Below are 20,051 nucleotides of genomic sequence, written 5' to 3' on the forward strand. Positions count from 1 at the left end.
GCCTAATTTCTTTGCAGGCGCGTTTATTCCTTACTTTCTAGACTCTTTCAAGAGAAAGGGCTTGTAAGCCTTGCGTATGAAATGAAAGGCTTCGTTTGATTTCTGTTGGCATCTACATAAACACCTTATTGTCGCCTATGAAAATTCTGCACACTCGAACCCTTCGCGGGCCTAACTATTGGAGTATCCGTCGTTCCAAGCTGATTGTTGTCCGTCTAGATTTAGAAAATCTGGCGGATAGCCCTTCTGATACCCTGCCCGGTTTTTACGATGGGTTAGTACAGGTGCTACCGAGTCTTGAAGAGCACTACTGTTCTCCAGGGTGTCGAGGTGGATTTTTAAGTCGTGTGCAAGAAGGCACCATGATGGGGCACATTGTGGAGCATGTGGCCCTTGAGCTACAGGTGTTGGCTGGTATGACCGTTGGCTTTGGCCGTACCCGTGAGACTAGCACCCCTGGTATCTATCAAGTCGTTGTTGAATACAAACATGAGGCAGCTGGGCGCTATGCCACACGTGCTGCTGTTCGACTGTGCCAAAGCATTGTTGAAACGGGGACTTACCCTGTAGATGAGCTGCAAACGGATCTGGCAGATCTGAAAGAACTGCGTACTGAGGCAGCTTTGGGCGCTACTACTGAAGCCCTGGTGGGCGAAGCTGAAACCCGTGGCATCCCCTGGATGGAGTTGGAAAACTGTGATCTGTTCCAGCTGGGTTACGGCAAATATCAAAAGCGTGTTCAGGCAGCCCTGACCTCGTCGAGTAATGTGCTCGGTGTAGAGTTGGCCTGTGATAAGGAGCGCACTAAATCAATTCTAGAAAGTATGGGTGCACCTGTGCCTGCAGGACAGCTGGTTTATCATTTTGATGAGCTGGAAAAGACTATTGAACGCCTTGGTGGCTATCCCATCGTGATTAAGCCATTAGACGGTAATCATGGGCGTGGGATCACGACGGATATTGGCTCATGGGAAGAGGCAGAAGAGGCCTATGACCGAGCTAAGGAGATTTCTAGAGGTGTTATTGTCGAACATTTCTATGCCGGACGCGACCATCGCATTTTAGTGGTGAATCATCAGGTGGTTGCTGTTGCAGAGCGGGTGCCAGCTCATGTAGTAGGCAATGGTCATGACACCATCGCTGAGCTGGTGGAGCAAGAGAACCAGGACGAACGTCGTGGCAATGGCCATGACAATGTACTCACCCAAATTAAGCTGGATGTGTCCACTGATGAGATGCTGAACCGGCAGGGTTTCACCCTAGATACGGTGCTAGAACCAGAGCAAGTGGCCTATCTGCGAGCAACGGCGAATTTGAGTACAGGTGGAACAGCTATCGATCGTACCGATGAGATTTATCCAGAAACGGTGTGGTTAGCGGAGCGAGTCTCACGAATTATTGATCTAGATATTGCGGGGATCGACGTAATTACCACCGATATCACCAAGCCGCTGTGCGAGGCGGATGGGGTGATTGTTGAAGTAAACGCCGCACCGGGATTGCGAATGCATTTAGCTCCTAGTCAGGGTGTAGCCCGTAATGTGGCGGCTCCGATTTTGCAGATGTTGTTCCCACCTGATACCCCCACACATGTGCCGGTTGTGGCCGTGACGGGCACCAATGGTAAAACCACAACAACCCGTCTCATTGCCCATATCGCGAGACAGGTTTATGACGCAGTGGGCTTTACCACCACCGATGGCATTTACATTGGAGATCACCTGATTGAAAAAGGTGATACTACTGGACCCCAAAGTGCCCGAATGATTTTGCAGGATCCCACTGTGGAGATGGCGGTTTTGGAATCTGCCCGAGGTGGTATTCTGCGCTCTGGTTTAGCGTTTCGTCACTGTGATGTCGGTGTGGTGCTAAATGTGGCCGCTGACCACCTGGGTCTAGGAGACATCGACACCATTGACCAAATGGCTAGGGTAAAAGGGGTCATTGCAGAAGCCGTCCATGCTGACGGCTATGCGATTCTCAACGCCGATGATGAGCGGGTAGCTGCGATGGCGGATCGGGTAATTGGCAAAGTGGCCTATTTCTCGATGGATTCGCAGAATCCTCTAGTGCGAGATCATGTTCAGGATGGAGGCATTGCTGCTGTCTACGATGATGGTCATATTGTTATCTTGCAGCATGAATGGGTGCACCGAATTGAGCATGTTGAACGGGTGCCCCTGACCTTGGGTGGACGGGCACCGTTTATGATTGCCAATGCTCTGGCGGCTAGCTTAGCCACCTTTGTGCAGGGCATTAAGGTGGAGCAAATCCGGGCTGCGTTGCGTAGTTTTGAGGCTTCGGCTCAGCAGACACCGGGACGCATGAATCTTTTCAATCTGGGCCATTTCCATGCGTTAGTGGATTACGCCCACAATCCTGCTGGCTATGAAGCAGTCGGTGGCTTTGTGAAGAACTGGTCGGGGCCAACCATTGGTGTTGTGGGCGGACCGGGCGATCGTCGTGATCAGGATCTGATTGGCTTAGGTCAGCTGGCAGCGACGTTCTTTGATCACATTATTGTTAAAGAGGATGATGATGGTCGGGGTCGCCCTGCGGGTAATGCAGCTGGGCTGATTGTTCAAGGCATTGCTCAAGCTAATGATTCCTCTGCATCCCATGTGGTGCAATTGGATGAAACGGCGGCGATTGAATGTGCGCTGGAGCATGCTCCTGAAGATTCGCTGGTGGTGATTTTTCCTGAACAGGTTAATCGAGCTATTGAGTTGATTCAAGCACGCAATCCGATTGTGGATGCTCCAGAAGCGGACGCAGCGGCTTTACTGGTGGAGGACCCATCAACTTTAGAGCCAATGGCGGTAGGTGGTCAGTAAAATCGATATCTGATTTAACCACGTTGATTTTCTATGGGGTGTGTTGTGGCATTAGTCCAACGCACCTCTGCTCTTTGATGAGAAATCATCAGAATCATCATGCCTATGGCAAGCTAGAGATAGCGAAGTTCAGGCAAGAACAATGGCTCTTAGTAAAAGCTATGCTTACTTTACTCCTGAGGAGTATCTGGAAATTGAGCGGGTAAGCCCGATTAAGCATGAGTATTTGCAAGGGCAAATTGTGGCTATGGCTGGGGCGACAAAAGCCCATGTCATTATTACGGGGAATCTGTCAGCGCTACTGGTAAATCACCTACGTGGTACGGGCTGTATTTCCTATGCGGTGGATATGAAGGTCCGCCTACCAGAACTGAATCTCTTTTATTATCCAGATTTAGCGGTGACTTGTGATGATCGCGATCGCGTTTCCGATGAAGATTTTATTCTGCATCCCAAGTTGATTATAGAGGTGTTGTCAGATTCGACTGAGGCGTTTGATCGGGGAGATAAGTTTTCTGACTATAAATCTGTTGCAGAGTTAGAAGAGTATGTTCTGGTTCACCAAAAACAGGTTTTGGTTGAACGATTTCAACGTAAGTCAGATAATCTTTGGTTGCCTCAGGTTTATCGAGTTGGTGAGCAGGTGGAGTTTGAGAGTATTGGGTTTATGTGCAACATTGAAACTCTTTACGAGAACCTAGAACAGTTATCTCAATAAGGCTATGGATGTTTTGAGTGAGACTTAACCCCACTGTGCTGCATACTGGCAACCCCAGGGCTGCCAGTATGCAAGAAGGTTGATTTTTTGACTTTAGACCTATCTCCTCGTTTCCAGTCTCATCCTGGAGAAGACTATTATGGCTCTGCCACTAAATTGAGGCTCCAACCTTAATCGTAGTGCTCAGCCGGAGGCTGGGCACTAGAAAAAAACTTTGGAAGGAATGCAGTTACCCCCTCGATGAGGTGAACAAAATCATTAAGCAATTTGTTCTAGCGCACTAATTTGATCCTGGCATTGCAGGGACTCAATTTTCGAATTCAACATAATATCTCGGTGCAAGGTGACGATTGTCTGAGCCTCCTATTTTAAAGCTTTTAGAGGGTAACAACTTAAGCCGGGAAAAGTTCTGCGTGTAACGGTTGTATCTGATGTGCTTTATATGACCGTCTAGGCATTGGCAGCTCATCAATCGTACTGAGAATCCATTCAAATAGGTCCGGAAAAGGCTGTCTAAAGAGTCGTTGTGCGGCGGTGGTGCCATCGGGTCGTTTCAGGTCGAAATTGTGAATAATGGTAAGCACCTTCAACGACTGATGAGAAAAGCCTCGGTTGACATGATGGCGCTGCGACAAATAGCCATTGCGCCCTTCGACAGCAGAGGAGGTGCGTTGATACTTTGCACACATCCACTGACACCACTGCACCCAGTGTTGGTGTTGAGGGGCATCCATCTGTAGGGTCATCGTCTGGGCCATGAGCTGATCATAGGCATCGCTAGCGGCCTGTTGATAGCGAGATTTGAGGTGAGGCTGTCGAGTTTTATCAGCTTGTTGTAACCAGTAGACCCAGGGCAACAAGGCTGTCAGTACCCAATTTTGGAGGTCAACCTCCTGAGTTTCAGTGGCTAAGGCCTGGATCACCCACTGCCACCAGGCATGAATCCCCGTGGCAAAATGGGGGATCTGAGCTTGAAAGGTGGCAATCGCTTTTTGAGCCGTATCGCCCCCATAGAGACAAGTCAACTTGCTCAAGGTGCTCAAGGGAACGGTCAGTTGTGTGGTTAAGCCGTCGAAGAATTGCCATTGGGCCGTGTCGAGCGTGAAGGGATGGACCGCTTGGCTAATGTCTGCCAAGGCCTGATGGTAAATGTGTTGATCTTGTTCAAGCTGTTGGTGTTGGTGAGAGAGGGACTCTAGCTGCGAAGACAAGACCTGTTGCTTGGCCTTGTCTGTTGTTTGGCCTAATTGGTGGTGAAGGGTGTCTACTTGTTTTTCAAGCTGAGCGAGTTGACGTCCCAGAGCACTGCCGATAGGACGTCCGAGCGCCCGCATCGCATGGAATAGATCCGCCACACTGGCTGTTCCCAGACCGCAGAGCGCTAGTTTGACCAAGGCACGAGCTCCATCACTGACCATAAAGTGACACTGCCATTGGGTCTGATGCCACCAGGTCTCAGTCTGTTTGAGCCAAGTGTCATAACGGCGGTTCTCACATTCCACTTCTGTAAAAATGAACCCACTGGCTAACTCCACCAGCACCAGAATCGGCAGGCCAAAAAAGGTTTCATCCCCTCCGAGACAGATGCCAGGTTTGTTGACCGGTTGGCACTGCTCGGCTTGCGCCGTTTCGTAGGCCATTATGGCCTCATAGAGACGGTGTTTGAGTTGACGTAGCGCACTCGCAGAACTCCCCACATGGGTATCGAGGTGAACGGCTTTGAAGAACTCCGATAGGCTCTCGGCTCCTACCCCGTGCTTAATGCCAAAGTGATAGATCACCCCCACCACCAGACGTAATAGCCAGGCAGTCCCAGCCGCAGTTTCCCACAAACCTGATTCCGGATGCTGGTTGCGACGTGCAATGGCCTGATGATGACGATGCACACTACTTTTGCTGATGCCAAGGGTGGTTGCTATCGACTCTATCCCTTGCTTTGCATTCGTTTTGATACAATCGGCGACTTTTTGACTGCGCTCTCGTATAGTAAGAGACATCGTTCCCAACTTTACTTTGCATGGGTACGATACATGGCTCTGAGCATTGCTGCAGAGCTCTTTTTCTGGTCTTTGACTGAGGTGTTTATTTATACACACCTGAAAGCTGTATTTATTTCCCGCCTTAAAGAGTTACCCAACGACACCTTCACGACTTGATTGTTATCTTTGGCAAAATAAATCACTAAAGTTATCTCATGTCTATCCTTGAGAACGCTGGTAATCACAACTTATTCACGACTTTTGCATGTTAGAAAAACGACTGCTGGTCTTTCCAGGGCAATGGCTCCTGGAATTGATAGCCAGTTCACGACTGGGCCACGACACTTGAATGACTCCATCACGACTTCTGTCGTTAATCTCTGCCCAAAATCTCTTTCGTGAATCAAGTCAGTGATATTCAATAACAATTTTGTACACCCTGGATAGGGTATATCCTCAGAATTCTCACTGAGTTACAACAGAAGGCATAGTCTCACGCCAGGGCCAAGTACTCTCTTCTGGTGAAGCAGCATTAGTGGATCGAATAGGCAGGCTACGCCACTCCACTCCGTTTCGTTGCTTCGCGGTTCCACACACCACGCCCAGCCCTGGACTAGGGGATTCTGAAAACCTTGCATAGCAATCGTTCCAGCCATCGGCGTGCATCATCTCTCATTAATAGTATTCGAGCAAAGACCTATGGGTAAAGGATTTAGCGTATCGCTGCCCCTCGAAGAGGCAGCCATGGTCGAGAAAGAGGCCAGTCGCCTGGGACTGCCAGCTGCCAGCATCATTCGCTTGATGATGCGCGATGGTCAGCAGCGTCGCGAGCTGGAACAACAAATGGATGATATGAAGGCCCGCATTGAGACATTGCAGATGCAGTTTCAGGGGCTGCAGATTCTGTTGGAGACTATTGCCCTGGAGCAGGCGAATGCCCGAGGTCCCCAAATTCTGGAAAATCGCAAAGCTCTAATTCAAGAAATCCGTAAGCGCCAGGGTTTCGTGAGCGGTTAGGAGGTGTCTCATGCTCAGCCTCACGGTTATCAGCGCCAACCAGGGTGAAACCTACTACACTGCCGAGAACTACTACTCTCCCCAGGAGAACCAACAACATTCCAACTGGTTTGGTAAGGGAGCCCATCAGCTGGGGCTGTCCGGGCAGATTCAAGGCAAGGCTTTCAAGAACCTTCTGCAGGGCTACAGTCCCAGCCGCACCAAGACTCTATCGGGCCGCAAAATCAATCCTGACACCCGGCGAGCGGGTCTGGACCTGACCTTTAGTGCTCCCAAGAACATTATGGCGGCTCTGGTCGATGGCAATGAAGCGCTGGAGCAGGCCCATCGTACTGCGGTGAATCGTACCCTGGCGATTATTGAAGAACGCTATGCCCAAACCCGTGTTCGCACCTCGACAGGGCGAAAGGTGATCGGCACCGGCAATCTAATTGTTGCTCAGTTTCATCACGACACCTCCCGTGAGAAAGACCCCCAGCTGCATACCCACTGTGTGGTGATTAATGCCACTCAGCTGGAGTATGGTCGCTGGCAGTCTCTCCATAATGATGTGCTGTTCAAGCAGCAAAAATTGTTAGGCATGATTTATCAGAATGAGCTGGCCGTCGAGGTGCAGCGCCTGGGTTACGCTATTGAGCCCAGAGCCCATGGTCAGTTTGAACTCAAAGGATACTCACCCAAACAGCTCCAGGCTTTTTCCAAACGTCGAGAACAAATTCTGGAAGCGGCTGGAGAAGAGGCCACTGCCCAGGAACGAGAGCTGGCTACCCTGATGACCCGTACGCCTAAAGGCAGGGAAATTCCCCGTGCAGAACTTCAGGCTTACTGGCAGCAGCAGGCTCAGGTATTGAATCTTCAGCATCCCCAGCCACAGCCATTGAACTGGCAAAGTCTACCCCAGCGATCTGTTCAGGCTGGTTTGGATCATCGTGCTGAGCAAGATGCGATATTCAAACGGGAAAAGGTGGAACGCTTTGCCCTGGAGAATCATCTGGGTCAACAGTTGTTTGAGGATTTAGAGCAGACGCTTGACCATGATCCACAGGTGATTCATACGCCGGACCAGCGGATCACGACGCAAGCTGCGGTCCTGCGAGAGTTGGATACAATTCGTATGGTGCTGGAGGGACGAGGCACGGTTGGGGCAGTGGCTTCTACCACCCTGATGGATGAGTTTCTGAAAGACCAGGGACTGACCGCCGGGCAGCAGGCGGACATCAGGTTAGCGGCCACTACCAGTGATGCGTTTATTGCCTGGCAGGGTGTAGCCGGAGCGGGTAAAAGCTATGCGCTCAATCTGTTTCGTCGGATTGCTGAGTCCCAGGGATATCGGGTTCGAGGTTTTGCTCCTAGTGCGGAAGCGGCCAAGACGCTAGGGGAATCTGCCCAGATTCAGCAGACTGAAACGGTGGCAGCGCTGATCCATTCTCAACAGCAGTTGGAACCTGACAATGATGAAATCTGGGTGGTGGATGAAGCGGGGTTGCTGAGTGCTAAGGATGCCCAGGCACTGATTGAGCGTGCTAGGGACCAGCGTGCCAGGGTAATTCTGGTGGGGGATACGAAGCAACTGTCGGCGGTGGAGGCGGGTAATCCGTTTAAGAGTTTGCAGCAGGCGGGCATTGCTACGGCTTACTTGACTCAATCACTGCGGCAGAAGAATCGGCAGATTAAGGCTGGGGTGGATCTGATTGCGGAAGGCAGGATTGCGGAAGGGATTGAGCGGTTGAAGCCGTTTATTTATCAGGTGGCGAGTGGGGAGGAGCGGGCACAGGCGATTGCTCGTGATTATCTGGCGCTGACTCCGGAGGAGCGGGCTAAAACGCTGGTATTGGCGGGCACGAACAAGGAGCGGTTGGTGATTACTCAGCTGATTCGGAAGGGGCTAAAGGCTGAGGGGGCGCTGGGTAAAAGTGTGATGGTGAAGCGGCTGAAGGCGAGGGATTTGACTGAGGTGCAGGGAGGGTATGCGCATCATTTTCGGCCTGGGAATGTGCTGATTCCTAATGCGACTTATAAGCGATTGGGGCTGGAGAAGGGGCAGCGGTATGAGGTGCTGGCGATTGATACTCGGCAAAATGTCCTTACTCTTCAGGCTGCTGCGGAGGCTGCTTTGGTGGTTGATCCGGCTCGGGTGAGGAAGAAGTCGGTATATGAGGTGGAGGAAATAGAACTGGCTGTGGGCGATCGGTTCAAGTGGACTAGAAACGATCGCCTACTTGGACGGCGCAATGGTCAGGAATTCCAGGTAGCTGATATCAATGATGGCCAAATCCTGATCCGCTACCGCAATGGCAATTTGGACAGTCTGAGCAGTTCGGAGCTGATCCATTTAGACCATGCGCTGGTCAGTACCACCTACGCCGCTCAAGGCAAATCAGCAGAGAGGATAATTGGGGCCATTGGACCACTACATTCGCCGAGATAGCTTCTATGTGGCTGTTAGTCGGGTGAAGTATGAATTAAGACTGTATGCTTCGGAGGACTTAGATAGCCTCATTAAGCGGATTGAAAAGTCCAAAGACAAGGAAAATCCAAGGGAGATACTGGGGGCAGTGGGAAAAAACTCCAATTGGCCTTATTTGAGGCAATCAGTAAATTCAGCAGACCTGACCATAACAGCCCAACAACTGCAAAATCTGGTTCTCCCAAGCCATAAGGAAATTGGACTGGAACTTTAGGTACCCTCTTAGATGAAACGTTACGCTTTCCTTATGTTGAAAAAGGCGGCATTGTGGGGAAAAGTTCCTGCTTACCAACAGTATGCCTGTTCAAGGAAGTGCCAATGCAACTGAGGTGCTCACACTTTTTGAGTATGAGATGACCGATGCGCTCCAAGAGCGAGAAATGAAAGCCATTGATCAATTCTCGCGATCCATGGGCGTTGAAATTCTCAGGCCTAGAATCCGTCAAGGAAGGCTATATTACCAGGCCAGGCAGTATGTTGGTGTACTTCGATTGGGGCGACGTACACTGCAAATTTTGCCCAAAATTCATGACTCAAAGGATCGGTGCCAGAGTGAGCAAGAGGCCACTCGGAACCTGCTCTGGATGATAGATTATGCAGGTTATCTCAATATTCGCGAAAGTAATTTGGCTGATCTGAAGCAAGCACAGGACTGGTGTGAGATCCTGATTTACCTGTTTGCTCACAATCTCAAGTGCCAGTGGATAAAAGGGGCTTCTCGAAGCTATGAACCAGTAGATGCTGTCTTACCTGTTTTGAAGGGGAAATGGCGGACTACTGCCCAGATGAGGCGACCTGAACAGAAGTATTTGTTTGCTGTAACCTATGACGAATTTACGCTGGATAACCAGCTCAATCGTGTTTTCAGGTATGTAGTCGAGGGACTCTGGCAAGTAACCCGCGATCATCAGAATCGTCAGTTGCTAGCAGAACTACGGTATTGGATGGATGAGGTGACGCTCCTGCCCACGATGACAGCACAGGCAGCTCAAAACATTCAGTTAACCCGACTGAATCGGCAGTATGAACCGCTTTTGACTCTGGCCAGGTTGTTTCTAGCGCGGTTGGGACTGGAGTTGTCTGCTAATAATTTGACAGCCTTTGCCTTCGTCTTTGATATGAACCAGCTCTTTGAGCGATTTATCACAGGGTTTATGCAGAGGCACAAGGGCTCCGTTCTACCGGAAGCTTTACAGCCCTGTCAGCTACTGCCTCAGAGGCGTCAAGCCGTTTGCTATCTAGCTCGATATGCTGAGAGACGAGTTTTCAGGCTAAAGCCTGATTTAGTATTTCGCCATGGCGAGCAGTACCCCCTCTTGATGGACTTCAAATACAAGCACCTTAACCCCAACGATCGCAAACTTGGCATTGCTGAAGCGGACTTCTACCAGATGTACGCCTATCTCAGCCGCTTTGATTGTCCGCAGGTCACACTCATGTATCCTCAGACTGCAAGACTACTAGAGCCCATTCGATCCCGCTTCATTTTAGAAGGAAGGCAAGGTGAAATTCAGGTTGCGACAGTCAATTTGCTGAAGGATTTAACGGCAAAAGGGGCAAAACAGGAATTGATAGTAGAGCTAAGGCAGATCTTGGAGCAGGAAGCGAATGGGTGAGAGTCAGGCTCAAGTCAAAGACTGGCGAGTAGAACTGCACAATTGGCGCAATGCAGGCAATTCCCCCAAGATGTCGCCTCATTTGGCCCAACTCCGGGCTGACTTTGAGCAGCATTTTCCAAGAGAGCGACTACCTGAGTTGACACTGGATACCTATGCTATCGGGAAACCAGACAGCTTTTGCTATTGGATTGAATTCAAGACCCGTGATTTGGGTAGTGTATCTGGGGGCAGCTCTCATAAATGGGGCGTCTTCTGGAGCAAGGGCGACCAGGTGTGGAAATGGAATAAGGCCCTCAAAAGTAATTCCGCTGAGGAAGCCCTTCAAAAGTTGAAGACAGGTCTTGTGAATCTGGTTGAGGCTGCTGCTAACGACCAGTTGGACCAGTTGGATGTCATTGGTAGTAATCAGCTTGGTCCTAACCGTAACGCTCTCAGAGCCAAGCCCTTATGTCTGTATTTTCCTGATAAATTTTTGCCAATTTCTAATCCTTATCACCTGACCCATTTCCTAAACTTTTTTGGACAGAAACCTATAGGTGGACTGCACACTAAAAACCGACAGTTACTCAAGTATCTGAAAGACCAACCAGAGTTTGAGGGTATGGATACTCATTCAATGATGGCATTTTTATACACTGCCATTCCTCCTGGAGATCGCACTACCAAGCCTGTTGAGAATGGGGAGGATGGCCGAGTAGAACTGCCCGAGGAAATTGTGCAACTGGCGACCTTGGCGGAGAATACCCGCAACCTGATTCTGTATGGTCCTCCCGGAACTGGCAAAACTTATGCTGTTAATCGCTTTGCTAAATTTTATTTGGATGAACAATTAAGTGCACCTATTTCCCCAGAGCAACGACGGCGAGACTTGATTCGCCCTTTAACCTGGCTTGAGGTGATTGCGTTAGCGATGTACATGAAGCGATCTCAAAAATCGCTCTTTAAAGTACCAGAGATCGCTGAAGATTCACTTGTGCAGGATTACTGGGCTTTTACGCAAACTAAAAAGCTGAGTAACCAGATTTGGGCAATGCTCCAAATTCATACTTCTCCTGATGTTGAGACAGTAAAGTATAAAAATCGGCAACCTCCTTTCCTATTTGAAAAGACAGAGAAAAGTGAGTGGTGTTTAACTGAGGAGGGCGAAGGCTATATCGAAGTCAAGTTGGCAAATGTCTTAGACGAGCTAGAGCATCCAGAAGACTCTCAACCAGACATATCGGAATATATGCGTTTTGTTACCTTCCATCAGTCTTTTGCTTATGAAGAGTTTGTTGAAGGACTGAAACCATTTACCGAGGATAGGCAAGTTCTGTACAGGGTAGAGGATGGCATCTTTAAGGATATTTGCCGTCGGGCACAGAATGACCCCGATCATAAGTACCTGTTGGTCATTGATGAGATTAACCGAGCCAATATCGCCAAAGTCTTTGGCGAGCTGATCACTCTGATTGAAGACGATAAACGGCTAGAGGAAGACCATGAAATTACCGTCCAGCTCCCCTACTCAAAAGAGACGTTTGGGGTTCCTGAGAATCTGCTCATTCTTGGAACTATGAATACGGCGGATCGTTCTATTGCCCTACTGGATATTGCTCTGCGACGGCGGTTTACCTTTGTGGAGCAAATGCCCAACCCTGCTTTATTGGGTAGCATTGAAGGTCTAAGCTTAGCAAGCTTGCTTGATCAATTGAACCGGCGGATTACAGCTTTATTAGGACGAGACTATCAGATTGGGCATAGCTATTTTATGGGGCTGGATGATCTTGAATCACTCCATTTTGCCTGGTATGGAAAAATACTTCCTCTACTACAGGAATATTTCTACAATGACTGGGAACGTTTACAGGTTGTGATTAGTGATCACTTTGTGCAACCAACAGAAGTTGATGAGGGAACTCGCCAGGCACTAGGCGATCTCTATGAGGCTGAGAACAATTTTGAACTTAAAATTTATCAAGTTGGTTCCGAATTTCTTGGCGCACTACAGAGCATTTGAATCTTACTAAATATCAGGAAGTCAAGGAACTCTAAATGTTAGATTCTAAGCAGGTTATATGTATTTTTGAATTATTGGAAAATGGTTATTATCTGACGAATACACTTAACAAATCTGTGAGAAAATTACCTCTAGAATGTTGCTGTTCTAGTGTAGCTTCAAATGTGTTGTTTTTTTGCATCTCCTTTTCTTTATCTATTCTACGACTAATTTTATCCTCTAGTACACGTTTCATGGCCCAAATGTTATCGTCATTAGGATTCTGTTCATGAGCCTGCTGATAAAAATGTAGCGCCTTTTCTTCAGAACCTAATTGATGGTACAGCTTGGCAGAACAAAGTAGTGCCTCAGAATGATGAGGGCGTTTTTTAAGTACTAATTGATAACTTGCTATCGCATCCTCAAAATCACCATGTTTCCTAAGCGTATGTCCTTTCAGTAAATCACCTAAAATACTTTTGGGATATAGTTCACTTACTTTTTCAAAGCTTTCAAGTGCTTTGTGGTGGTGGTTGAGCTTATACTTGGCCAATCCAAGATAAAGCCAGATTAATTCAGGTTCAGACCCCTGTTCGATAACTTTATTGAATGCCTTACTAGCTAGTTGAAATCGTTTGACCTTAAAAAAGGAGATCCCAAGGCCATAATGGGATTCTTCTAAGTTTTCATCAATACTCAGAGCCTTTTGATAAGCCTGAATTGCGGCAGGATAATTTTTGTCAGCTTGCATTAAATTCCCCCTCAATTGCCAGGTGATAGGATTTTGGGGTTCTAATTCAAGGGCACGATCCACATAAGCAATTGCATCTTTTGTTCTTTTTCGCAATGCTAATGCAAAGGCACGGCCAACCAACTCACTAGAATTTTCCTGTTCATCTGTTAGTAAGAGTGAGCGATTAATCTTCGCGGCATGATTGCTTGGCTGGATTTTGATTGCTTGATCATAGGCTTCAATAGCATCGTCAAAATAACCTAACTTTTCCAAAATTCTAGCTTTATCGAACCAAATTTCAGAAAATTGGCAATCCTTAAATTCAAGTGCTGTTTCGATATGATAGTACGCATCCTCATAGTTGCTTTGTACAAATGCGATAAGTGCCTTGTAATAATAGGGTTCAAAAGTATCTTTCTTGTCTAGAGTTCTATCAAAAGATCGATCCGCTTTTTCAAGTTCTCCTAGAAGCATTAAGCAAATACTTCTTATCAGCCATGCTTCCTGATTACGAGGTTGCACGGCTATCACTTCTTGAAAAAGCTTGATGGCTTCTGAATACTCCTCCAGTTCTTTAAGTGCCTTGCCAGAGCGAATTTTTTGAATTGTTTGAATAAAGGTAATTAAATCTTGTTTTGCGACCTCTTGGAACGCCTCAAGAACAGGCCTTGAGATTTCTTTCAGAATAACCTGAGTAATATTATTCTGAAGCAATGCTCCTATCCGACTAAAGCCTGGAATTTGGTTGAATACGTCCTCTTGGCTGAGGGTGTCAGAGATGTTATCCAAACTGATATTCCAAGCAGTCATAAAATACTCCTAAACTACCTGTTAGCTCGTTATTTTTTAGGTGACCGAACCCTTAACATGTAAAGAGTATGCCCGTTTTTTAGCACTGAATCACTGATAAATTATTTGCCGAATTCAGTGCTCCAAACTCCCTAGGCGAAGTCATAAGCAACAAAATTTTAACAACCATAGATTTTGAGATATCTGTTCAAAAAAAGGCCTGAAACAATTGTCCCAAGATAGATATAGTGTTTAAAAAATAATTGACTTCAAGTTATATTATGCTGCACCAAAGTTTGCTTCTACGGTCTCGTTGAAGGACCGCACGATGCCAATAATCTGATCGGCGTCATCATCCTGAAATATGCCGTCTAAACCTTCGTCGTGCAATTCGGTGAAGGGTGGCTCGTAGAGTAGGCCAGGATCCATGATGCCGTTCTGGGTGAGGTAGTCGATGATGTTTTCGATGAAGCGGATCTGGTTGGCGCTCATGGTGTTATCGTCTACCAGGTATTTTGAAAAGGCTTCTTTGGCGGCATTTCGATTGCAACCTACCAGCTTCCGTATAAATAGCTTCAAGCTCAGGTCCTTGCCATAGACTTCCTCAAACCGCTCCCGGCTTTCGATTTCCTCAGCGCCGAATAGCATGATTTCTAGAGCTTCCAGATCGGCATCGGTCAGGGGCAGGTTGCGCTTGAGCTTGGCTACGGCAACGTGGCTTTCATTCTCACGGATATAGGCTTCCACCTTCTTGCGGTACTGGTAGGGGCTAAAGCCTGGTTGATAAACAGGCACCTCCGCCTCTTGTACTACACCCATCTGGTCGGCAAAGTCTGTGTAGACAATAGTTTGGGACTGGCGATCTACAAACTTAATCAGGTCCCGGAGATTGCGGCGCACATGCTCAATCATGGCGGGAGTGACATTGGTCCACCAGTCCTCGGGTTGAAGTTCTTCGATTAGGGTGAGCTGTGCCTGGACCATGGGGATGGTTTTCTTATCCTCCAGCTTGGCCATCAGGTCCCGCACTTTATCTCGCAAGCGGACAAAATCAGCGGACTGTTTGAGTACGGCTAGCTGGAGTTTCAGGCAGAGCAGGTCGAATTCTTTGGCAAATCGGTCTTCGCTGGGGATGCCGTTAGGTAAAGATGCCAGGTTATCCGCAATCGTTTCGGTGTCTTCCTCGCTGAGCTGATCCCAGCGTTCTCGGTTGGAGAAGTCTTCAACCTGTTTTAAGTGAGGGCGCACCAGGAAGTTATCCGGTTCCATGGTGGCTACATGCTGGTGAAGGGTATCCAGCAGGTTCTGACGTAAGTCCACCGTGTCAGAACTGTTTTTTATTTTATCCCCTAATGTCTGGGCTAATTCCAGGCGGGTCTTAACCAGTCGTGTGGAGAGACTATCGGGAAGCTTTTGATTCTTCTCTTCGATGGGCTGGTTGAAGTATTCCAGGTTGCCACAGAGGTCAAATACAAGGAACTCGGTTTTATGCTCATCCAGGCCAAACAGGTTCTTGCAGAGGCGGGTACCCCGTCCAATCATCTGATTGAATTTCACCAGTGAATAGACCGGTTTGAAAAAGACCAGATTGACCACCTCAGGTACATCTACACCGGTATCGAGCATGTCTACTGAGACGGCGATGGTGGGTTCCTTGGCTGGATCTGAGAAGTCATCGAGCAGGCTCTGGGCATAGTTGTCGTGGCTATCGATCACCTGGGCGAATTTGCCTTTGAACTTGGGATAGTTAGCATCGAAGCGCTCAACGATAAATTCGGCATGGTTATGGTTGCGGGCAAAGATGATGGTCTTACCCAGGCGATCGCCCCCGTCGATTTTGATGCCTTGTTCCATCATCAGCTGCAGTGCCTGGTCAACGGTGCTGATATTGAATAGCCATCGGTTGAGTGCGGCTGCATTTACCTGGTCAGGGACGGCTCCGGTTTCCTCGTCTCGGAATTTTTCTTCGTATTCGGCCTGCTCCTTGGGAGATAGCTCTGAGAATTTGACACCCTTACGCATGAATTTAAAGGGCACGTCCACCCCCCTGGGTGGCACCAGGTAACCGTCTTTGATGGCGTCGTCTAACTCGTAAGCGAAGGATGGGTTACCCTGCTCCAGCTCAAAGATGCGATAGGTGTCGCGGTCTACCTCAGCGCGGGGAGTGGCAGTCAGGCCTACCAATAGGGAGTCAAAGTAGTCGAAGAGGGCACGATACTTTTTGTAAATGGAGCGGTGGGCTTCATCAACGAGCACCAGGTCAAAGTGACCAGGACCAAAGAACCGTTCTGCTTCTGCTACCCGGTCGATGGCGTTGAGCATGGTTGGATAGGTGGAGAGCACCACATTGGCACTATCGGCGACTTTGTCCTTGGTGAGGTCAATGGGTGTCACCGTGGGCAGGTTGCGCTTGAAGGCTCGTAGTGCCTGGGTGAGTAGGGCATTGCGATCCGCCAGGAATAGGGTGCGCTTGACCCAGTTGGCCCGCATTAAAACATCCACCAGGGCGATCGCAGTTCGGGTTTTACCGGTACCAGTGGCCATCACTAGCAGGGACTTGCGACCCCGTTCCTGGTCAAAGGTTTCGGTAATGCGGCGAATGGCTTCAGTTTGGTAGGAGCGATCCACGATAGCTGAGTTGACCTGCACCAGATGCAGCCGTTTGCGATGGGTGCGGCGAAAGATCAGGCGCTCCAGTTCGTCCTTTTTTAGAAAGCCTTGGATGGCTCGCGGAGGATAGGTGGCATCATCCCAAATCCAGGTCTCGTAACCGTTGCTGTAGAAAATAATCGGGCGCTGGCCATAGCGCTGCTCCAGGCAGTTGGCATAGAGTTCGGCCTGGCGTTTCCCTTCTACAGGGTTGCGGTTGGTGCGTTTAGCTTCCACCAGGGCCAGGGGTTTACCGTCGTCACCCCACAGAACGTAATCCACATAGCCAATGCCAGTGGGGTTTGTGGCTGCGGGCATGCCCTGGACTTCCACCTCGGTCCAGCCATCCTGGTGAATGTCCCAGCCTGCTTCTTTGAGCAGGACATCGATTAGATAATGGCGGGTATCGGCTTCGTTGTAGTCGTGGGTGTCGTCAGCGGCTTCGTTAGATTGTTTGAGGGCATCCAGTTCGGCTTTTAGCCTTTCCAACTCCTGTTCAGTCTGCTGTCGCTTAGCTTCAGCGATTTGCCGCATTTCATCGGCCAGGGATAGGCGCGATTCAAGTTCCTGCAGCTGCTTTAGGGTGAGATCTGCCTGGTCGTCAGCTGGCTTGGGGATTAGGTTGCGGTCAAAGGTAAGGGTGCCTAGATTTTTGCCGTCTGGGGCGTAGTAGCGACACAGCCAGTAGAGGAAATGAAACAGCTCCTCAACGACTCGCAGGGCGTCTCTCTGACTAATTTTGCTAGAGTCATGAACGGCCAGGTTGCCCACTTTGTGGACGGTGCGGATTTTTGGGAAGAGGCCGGGTCTGAGGTTTTCTTTAAAGGTTTGCTCGTGGATCAGTGCGCCCAGGTTATTGGCGTAGGGCAGCCTCAGGTATGGATCGTTGGCATAGAGCCATTGGACTGCTTGCTCTAGGGTGAAGCGACTATAGAAGCAGCTGGCACGGGGAGCAGAGAGGATTAACCGCTCGGCATGGGTGGCATGCTCGTGAAGGGTGGGATAACGGTTGCTGAGGAAATCGAAATTGGACGCCATTGCGGCTCCCCCGGATGTCTGCCCGATCGAACTTCGGCTCAATTTATTATCTACGTTTTGTCTTTAAATCCATCAGGGAAAGCTGTTGATATCTATGTCAAAAAAATCATGTAGTACAAAGGTCCTAAATCACTGATACAAAATTCAGAGGACCTGGCTGCGTGTATGGCTGACCTTGGTTATCTAACACTCTACTTACTCCAGATGCTATTCCGGAGATGTTGAGACCATTAGTGAAAACTAGGAAGTTTGTCCCTATTAGCTGAAGTTGATTATGGCACCGATTTCACTGACGTTTGACATGCCCAAATACATTGCTGATGGAATCAGGGCTGGGGATTTTGTTCGTAATGGCGGTGTCATTCAAGATCAGAGTGGCCGAGTTGTAACTTGGTTAAAAGATGCAGCATTAAATTCCAATATTCCAGCTGATGCGATTACCGGTGTTGATCCAACAGGTGCTTTACGCTTGCTTGTCCAGGCCACTGACTCTGCTGTTACACAGCGGCGTTTAGGTGCCATCAGTCAACAGGTTGGGCAATTGCAGAATATGGTGATGTTTCAGTCTGCTGCAAGTTTTCTGACACTTGGGATGACTGCAATTGGCTTTGCGGTCATATATAAGAAAATTCAAAAACTTGAAGGACGATTGCAACAAGTTCAGAAAAAGCTAGAGGAAATAGACGAGAAAATAGATCTGGCGTTTTATGCGAACTTTCGTGCTGCGCTTGACCTTGCTCGTAACGCTTTTGAAATGAGCGATCCTGAAAATCGGCGCAGCAGTGCAATGCAGGCAATTGATCGATTTCTGGAAGCCGAACATGTCTATGCAGACTTAACCGATAAGGAGCTAGAGCGTCATAGCCAAATTGGTGATGAATATCTACTTACGTTGTGCCTTGCCTTTATAGCCGAGACACGTTGCTATCTGGAGCTGGGTGAGTATGGTCTTGCCCGCAGCCGCTTTGAAGAAGGGAAGCACAAAGTTAAATCGAGAATGGTTAAGTATGTCGATTTGCTCTTAACGCCAACTCCCTTGATGTATCTTCATCCACAACTAATGGGCGCAGTAGATTTATCTCGCCTGACACGCATTTATCAATGGAAAGATCCTGCTGCGACTGAGAACTCAGTCTTTGAGAGCTTGCGGGAAAACTTGGGCGATATATCAGACATTGAAGATTGGTCTAAACAGTTGCCGTCTTCAATCATTGAACAGGAGGATATTAAGCGAGGCTTCTTCGGTCTAAAGGATGAGGGGCGCGAAGCTATTTTTGAGCAATTGCCCAAGGCCGTTGACGAAATGGAAGAAATGATTGAAACGACGTGTCGATTTGAGTCTTACGAATATGAAATAAAACTCCTAGAAAAAACAAAAGTTCCATTTAGTAAGTGGTACAACGCAAAGCCTGCAGCGCTACAGCCTGAAAATTCAAGCCTTATTTTTGTGACGCCCCCTAGCCCCTTGAGTTTATAAAGGTATGGCTGCTGACAGGTCCATCACCTAAATCAGCGATCGCAAAAAGTGCTCAAATGCTTAATAAAGCGTCGGCAGTGAGCACTAAGTCGGGAAATTCCCTGGAATTGATAGCCTCAGAGCCGCGATAGGTCTCTTCTTGGTAAATGCCGTCTACAAGCGATAGCGCGGTTACCTGTGACCGGTGGGGGTCAGCTATCCAATATTCAGGGATGCCCCAATCCTGGTATTGCTGGCGTTTCCAGACGTAGTCGCGTTTGTAATTGTCGGTGTCAGGATTGCCAGGGCTAACGACCTCGACGACAAACCGGGGCGGTAGTGAGCCTAAAAATAGGGCTGTACGTTTTTTGAGGCTTTCGATGGTTAAGTGAGCTGGCTCTAGGATTGCCAGGTCAGGGCGGCGATTGCGTTTTTCATCGCCAACGGGGTTGACTTCTAGCTCTAATACACCGATTTTTGCCAATCGTAGCTGAATGAAGGGCATCAGCTTTTCTAGCAACATCATAACGATGGCGCTGTTGATCTCCGCTTCACTGGGCACGGCTACCAGGCTCCCATCGGCCAGCAGGTCATAGCGAATGCCATCAGTGTCATTGCGTTCTATAAATTCTGCGAAGGTGAGTGGCTTGGTTTTGGCTTGAGTCATGGGTTTGGCCCATTGGCTAGGTCTTAATTATAGCGGTAGCTTCATAGGTCGCCTCGGAATGCGCGTTGGAGAAGGGAGTTGAAGAGGGTATTTAGACTCTGAAGGTG

At 48.6% G+C, this 20,051-nt stretch carries 11 protein-coding genes; 7 read left to right on the forward strand and 4 right to left on the reverse strand.

Features of this window, described 5'->3' with window-relative positions; translation table 11 throughout:
• Positions 1–137 precede the first annotated feature (137 nt).
• Positions 138–2,834, forward strand: coding sequence for a cyanophycin synthetase (gene cphA, locus U2F10_RS21520; RefSeq protein WP_499873216.1), 2,697 nt, complete (start codon positions 138–140; stop codon positions 2,832–2,834).
• Positions 2,835–2,976: 142 nt separating this feature from the next.
• On the forward strand, positions 2,977–3,552 hold the full coding sequence (locus U2F10_RS21525; protein WP_499873217.1) for a Uma2 family endonuclease: 576 nt from the start codon (positions 2,977–2,979) through the stop codon (positions 3,550–3,552).
• Positions 3,553–3,944: 392 nt separating this feature from the next.
• On the opposite strand, the gene U2F10_RS21530 is transcribed toward U2F10_RS21525, so the two are convergent.
• Positions 3,945–5,549, reverse strand: coding sequence for a DUF6399 domain-containing protein (locus U2F10_RS21530; RefSeq protein WP_499870936.1), 1,605 nt, complete (start codon positions 5,547–5,549; stop codon positions 3,945–3,947).
• 681 nt (positions 5,550–6,230) lie between these two features.
• Here U2F10_RS21530 and U2F10_RS21535 point away from each other — a divergent pair.
• The 4 genes from U2F10_RS21535 to U2F10_RS21550 all read left to right on the forward strand — a co-directional run bounded on the left by U2F10_RS21535 (position 6,231) and on the right by U2F10_RS21550 (position 12,633).
• The gene (locus U2F10_RS21535) at positions 6,231–6,548 is read left to right on the forward strand and encodes a hypothetical protein (RefSeq protein WP_499873218.1); all 318 of its coding nucleotides are present in this window, start codon (positions 6,231–6,233) and stop codon (positions 6,546–6,548) included.
• A gap of 10 nt (positions 6,549–6,558) precedes the next feature.
• Positions 6,559–8,976, forward strand: coding sequence for a MobF family relaxase (gene mobF, locus U2F10_RS21540; protein ID WP_499873219.1), 2,418 nt, complete (start codon positions 6,559–6,561; stop codon positions 8,974–8,976).
• 335 nt (positions 8,977–9,311) lie between these two features.
• Positions 9,312–10,631: an McrC family protein gene (locus U2F10_RS21545; RefSeq protein WP_499873220.1), complete on the forward strand. Its 1,320-nt coding sequence runs from the start codon at positions 9,312–9,314 to the stop codon at positions 10,629–10,631.
• Positions 10,624–12,633: an McrB family protein gene (locus U2F10_RS21550; protein ID WP_499873221.1), complete on the forward strand. Its 2,010-nt coding sequence runs from the start codon at positions 10,624–10,626 to the stop codon at positions 12,631–12,633. The genes U2F10_RS21545 and U2F10_RS21550 overlap by 8 nt, the downstream gene beginning before the upstream one ends.
• A gap of 88 nt (positions 12,634–12,721) precedes the next feature.
• Here U2F10_RS21550 and U2F10_RS21555 read toward each other — a convergent pair whose 3' ends face one another.
• Positions 12,722–14,155 (reverse strand): tetratricopeptide repeat protein, encoded by a 1,434-nt coding sequence (locus U2F10_RS21555; protein ID WP_499873222.1) that lies wholly within the window; start codon positions 14,153–14,155, stop codon positions 12,722–12,724.
• Between the two features lie 258 nt (positions 14,156–14,413).
• Positions 14,414–17,821 (reverse strand): DEAD/DEAH box helicase family protein, encoded by a 3,408-nt coding sequence (locus tag U2F10_RS21560; RefSeq protein WP_499873223.1) that lies wholly within the window; start codon positions 17,819–17,821, stop codon positions 14,414–14,416.
• A 274-nt stretch (positions 17,822–18,095) separates the two neighbouring features.
• Between U2F10_RS21560 and U2F10_RS21565 the strand changes: the two genes are divergently transcribed.
• Positions 18,096–19,298, forward strand: a complete 1,203-nt coding sequence (locus tag U2F10_RS21565; protein WP_499873224.1) for a hypothetical protein — start codon at positions 18,096–18,098, stop codon at positions 19,296–19,298.
• Positions 19,299–19,350: 52 nt separating this feature from the next.
• Here the strand turns inward: U2F10_RS21565 and U2F10_RS21570 are convergent, their stop codons facing one another.
• Complete coding sequence (locus tag U2F10_RS21570; protein WP_499873225.1) at positions 19,351–19,944, reverse strand: Uma2 family endonuclease; 594 nt, start codon at positions 19,942–19,944, stop codon at positions 19,351–19,353.
• Between the last annotated feature and the right edge of the window lie 107 nt (positions 19,945–20,051).

This window comes from Leptothoe sp. EHU-05/26/07-4 (assembly GCF_043421015.1).
Classification (GTDB): domain Bacteria; phylum Cyanobacteriota; class Cyanobacteriia; order Phormidesmidales; family Phormidesmidaceae; genus Leptothoe; species Leptothoe turfae.

Coding starts and splice junctions, on each gene's coding strand:
- U2F10_RS21545 (WP_499873220.1), top strand. CDS start 9,312: ATGCCTGTTCAAGGAAGTGCCAATGCAACTGAGGTGCTCACACTTTTT.
- U2F10_RS21555 (WP_499873222.1), bottom strand. CDS start 14,155: ATGACTGCTTGGAATATCAGTTTGGATAACATCTCTGACACCCTCAGC.
- U2F10_RS21560 (WP_499873223.1), bottom strand. CDS start 17,821: ATGGCGTCCAATTTCGATTTCCTCAGCAACCGTTATCCCACCCTTCAC.
- U2F10_RS21570 (WP_499873225.1), bottom strand. CDS start 19,944: ATGACTCAAGCCAAAACCAAGCCACTCACCTTCGCAGAATTTATAGAA.
- mobF (WP_499873219.1), top strand. CDS start 6,559: ATGCTCAGCCTCACGGTTATCAGCGCCAACCAGGGTGAAACCTACTAC.
- U2F10_RS21565 (WP_499873224.1), top strand. CDS start 18,096: ATGGCACCGATTTCACTGACGTTTGACATGCCCAAATACATTGCTGAT.
- U2F10_RS21525 (WP_499873217.1), top strand. CDS start 2,977: ATGGCTCTTAGTAAAAGCTATGCTTACTTTACTCCTGAGGAGTATCTG.
- U2F10_RS21535 (WP_499873218.1), top strand. CDS start 6,231: ATGGGTAAAGGATTTAGCGTATCGCTGCCCCTCGAAGAGGCAGCCATG.
- U2F10_RS21550 (WP_499873221.1), top strand. CDS start 10,624: ATGGGTGAGAGTCAGGCTCAAGTCAAAGACTGGCGAGTAGAACTGCAC.
- cphA (WP_499873216.1), top strand. CDS start 138: ATGAAAATTCTGCACACTCGAACCCTTCGCGGGCCTAACTATTGGAGT.
- U2F10_RS21530 (WP_499870936.1), bottom strand. CDS start 5,549: ATGTCTCTTACTATACGAGAGCGCAGTCAAAAAGTCGCCGATTGTATC.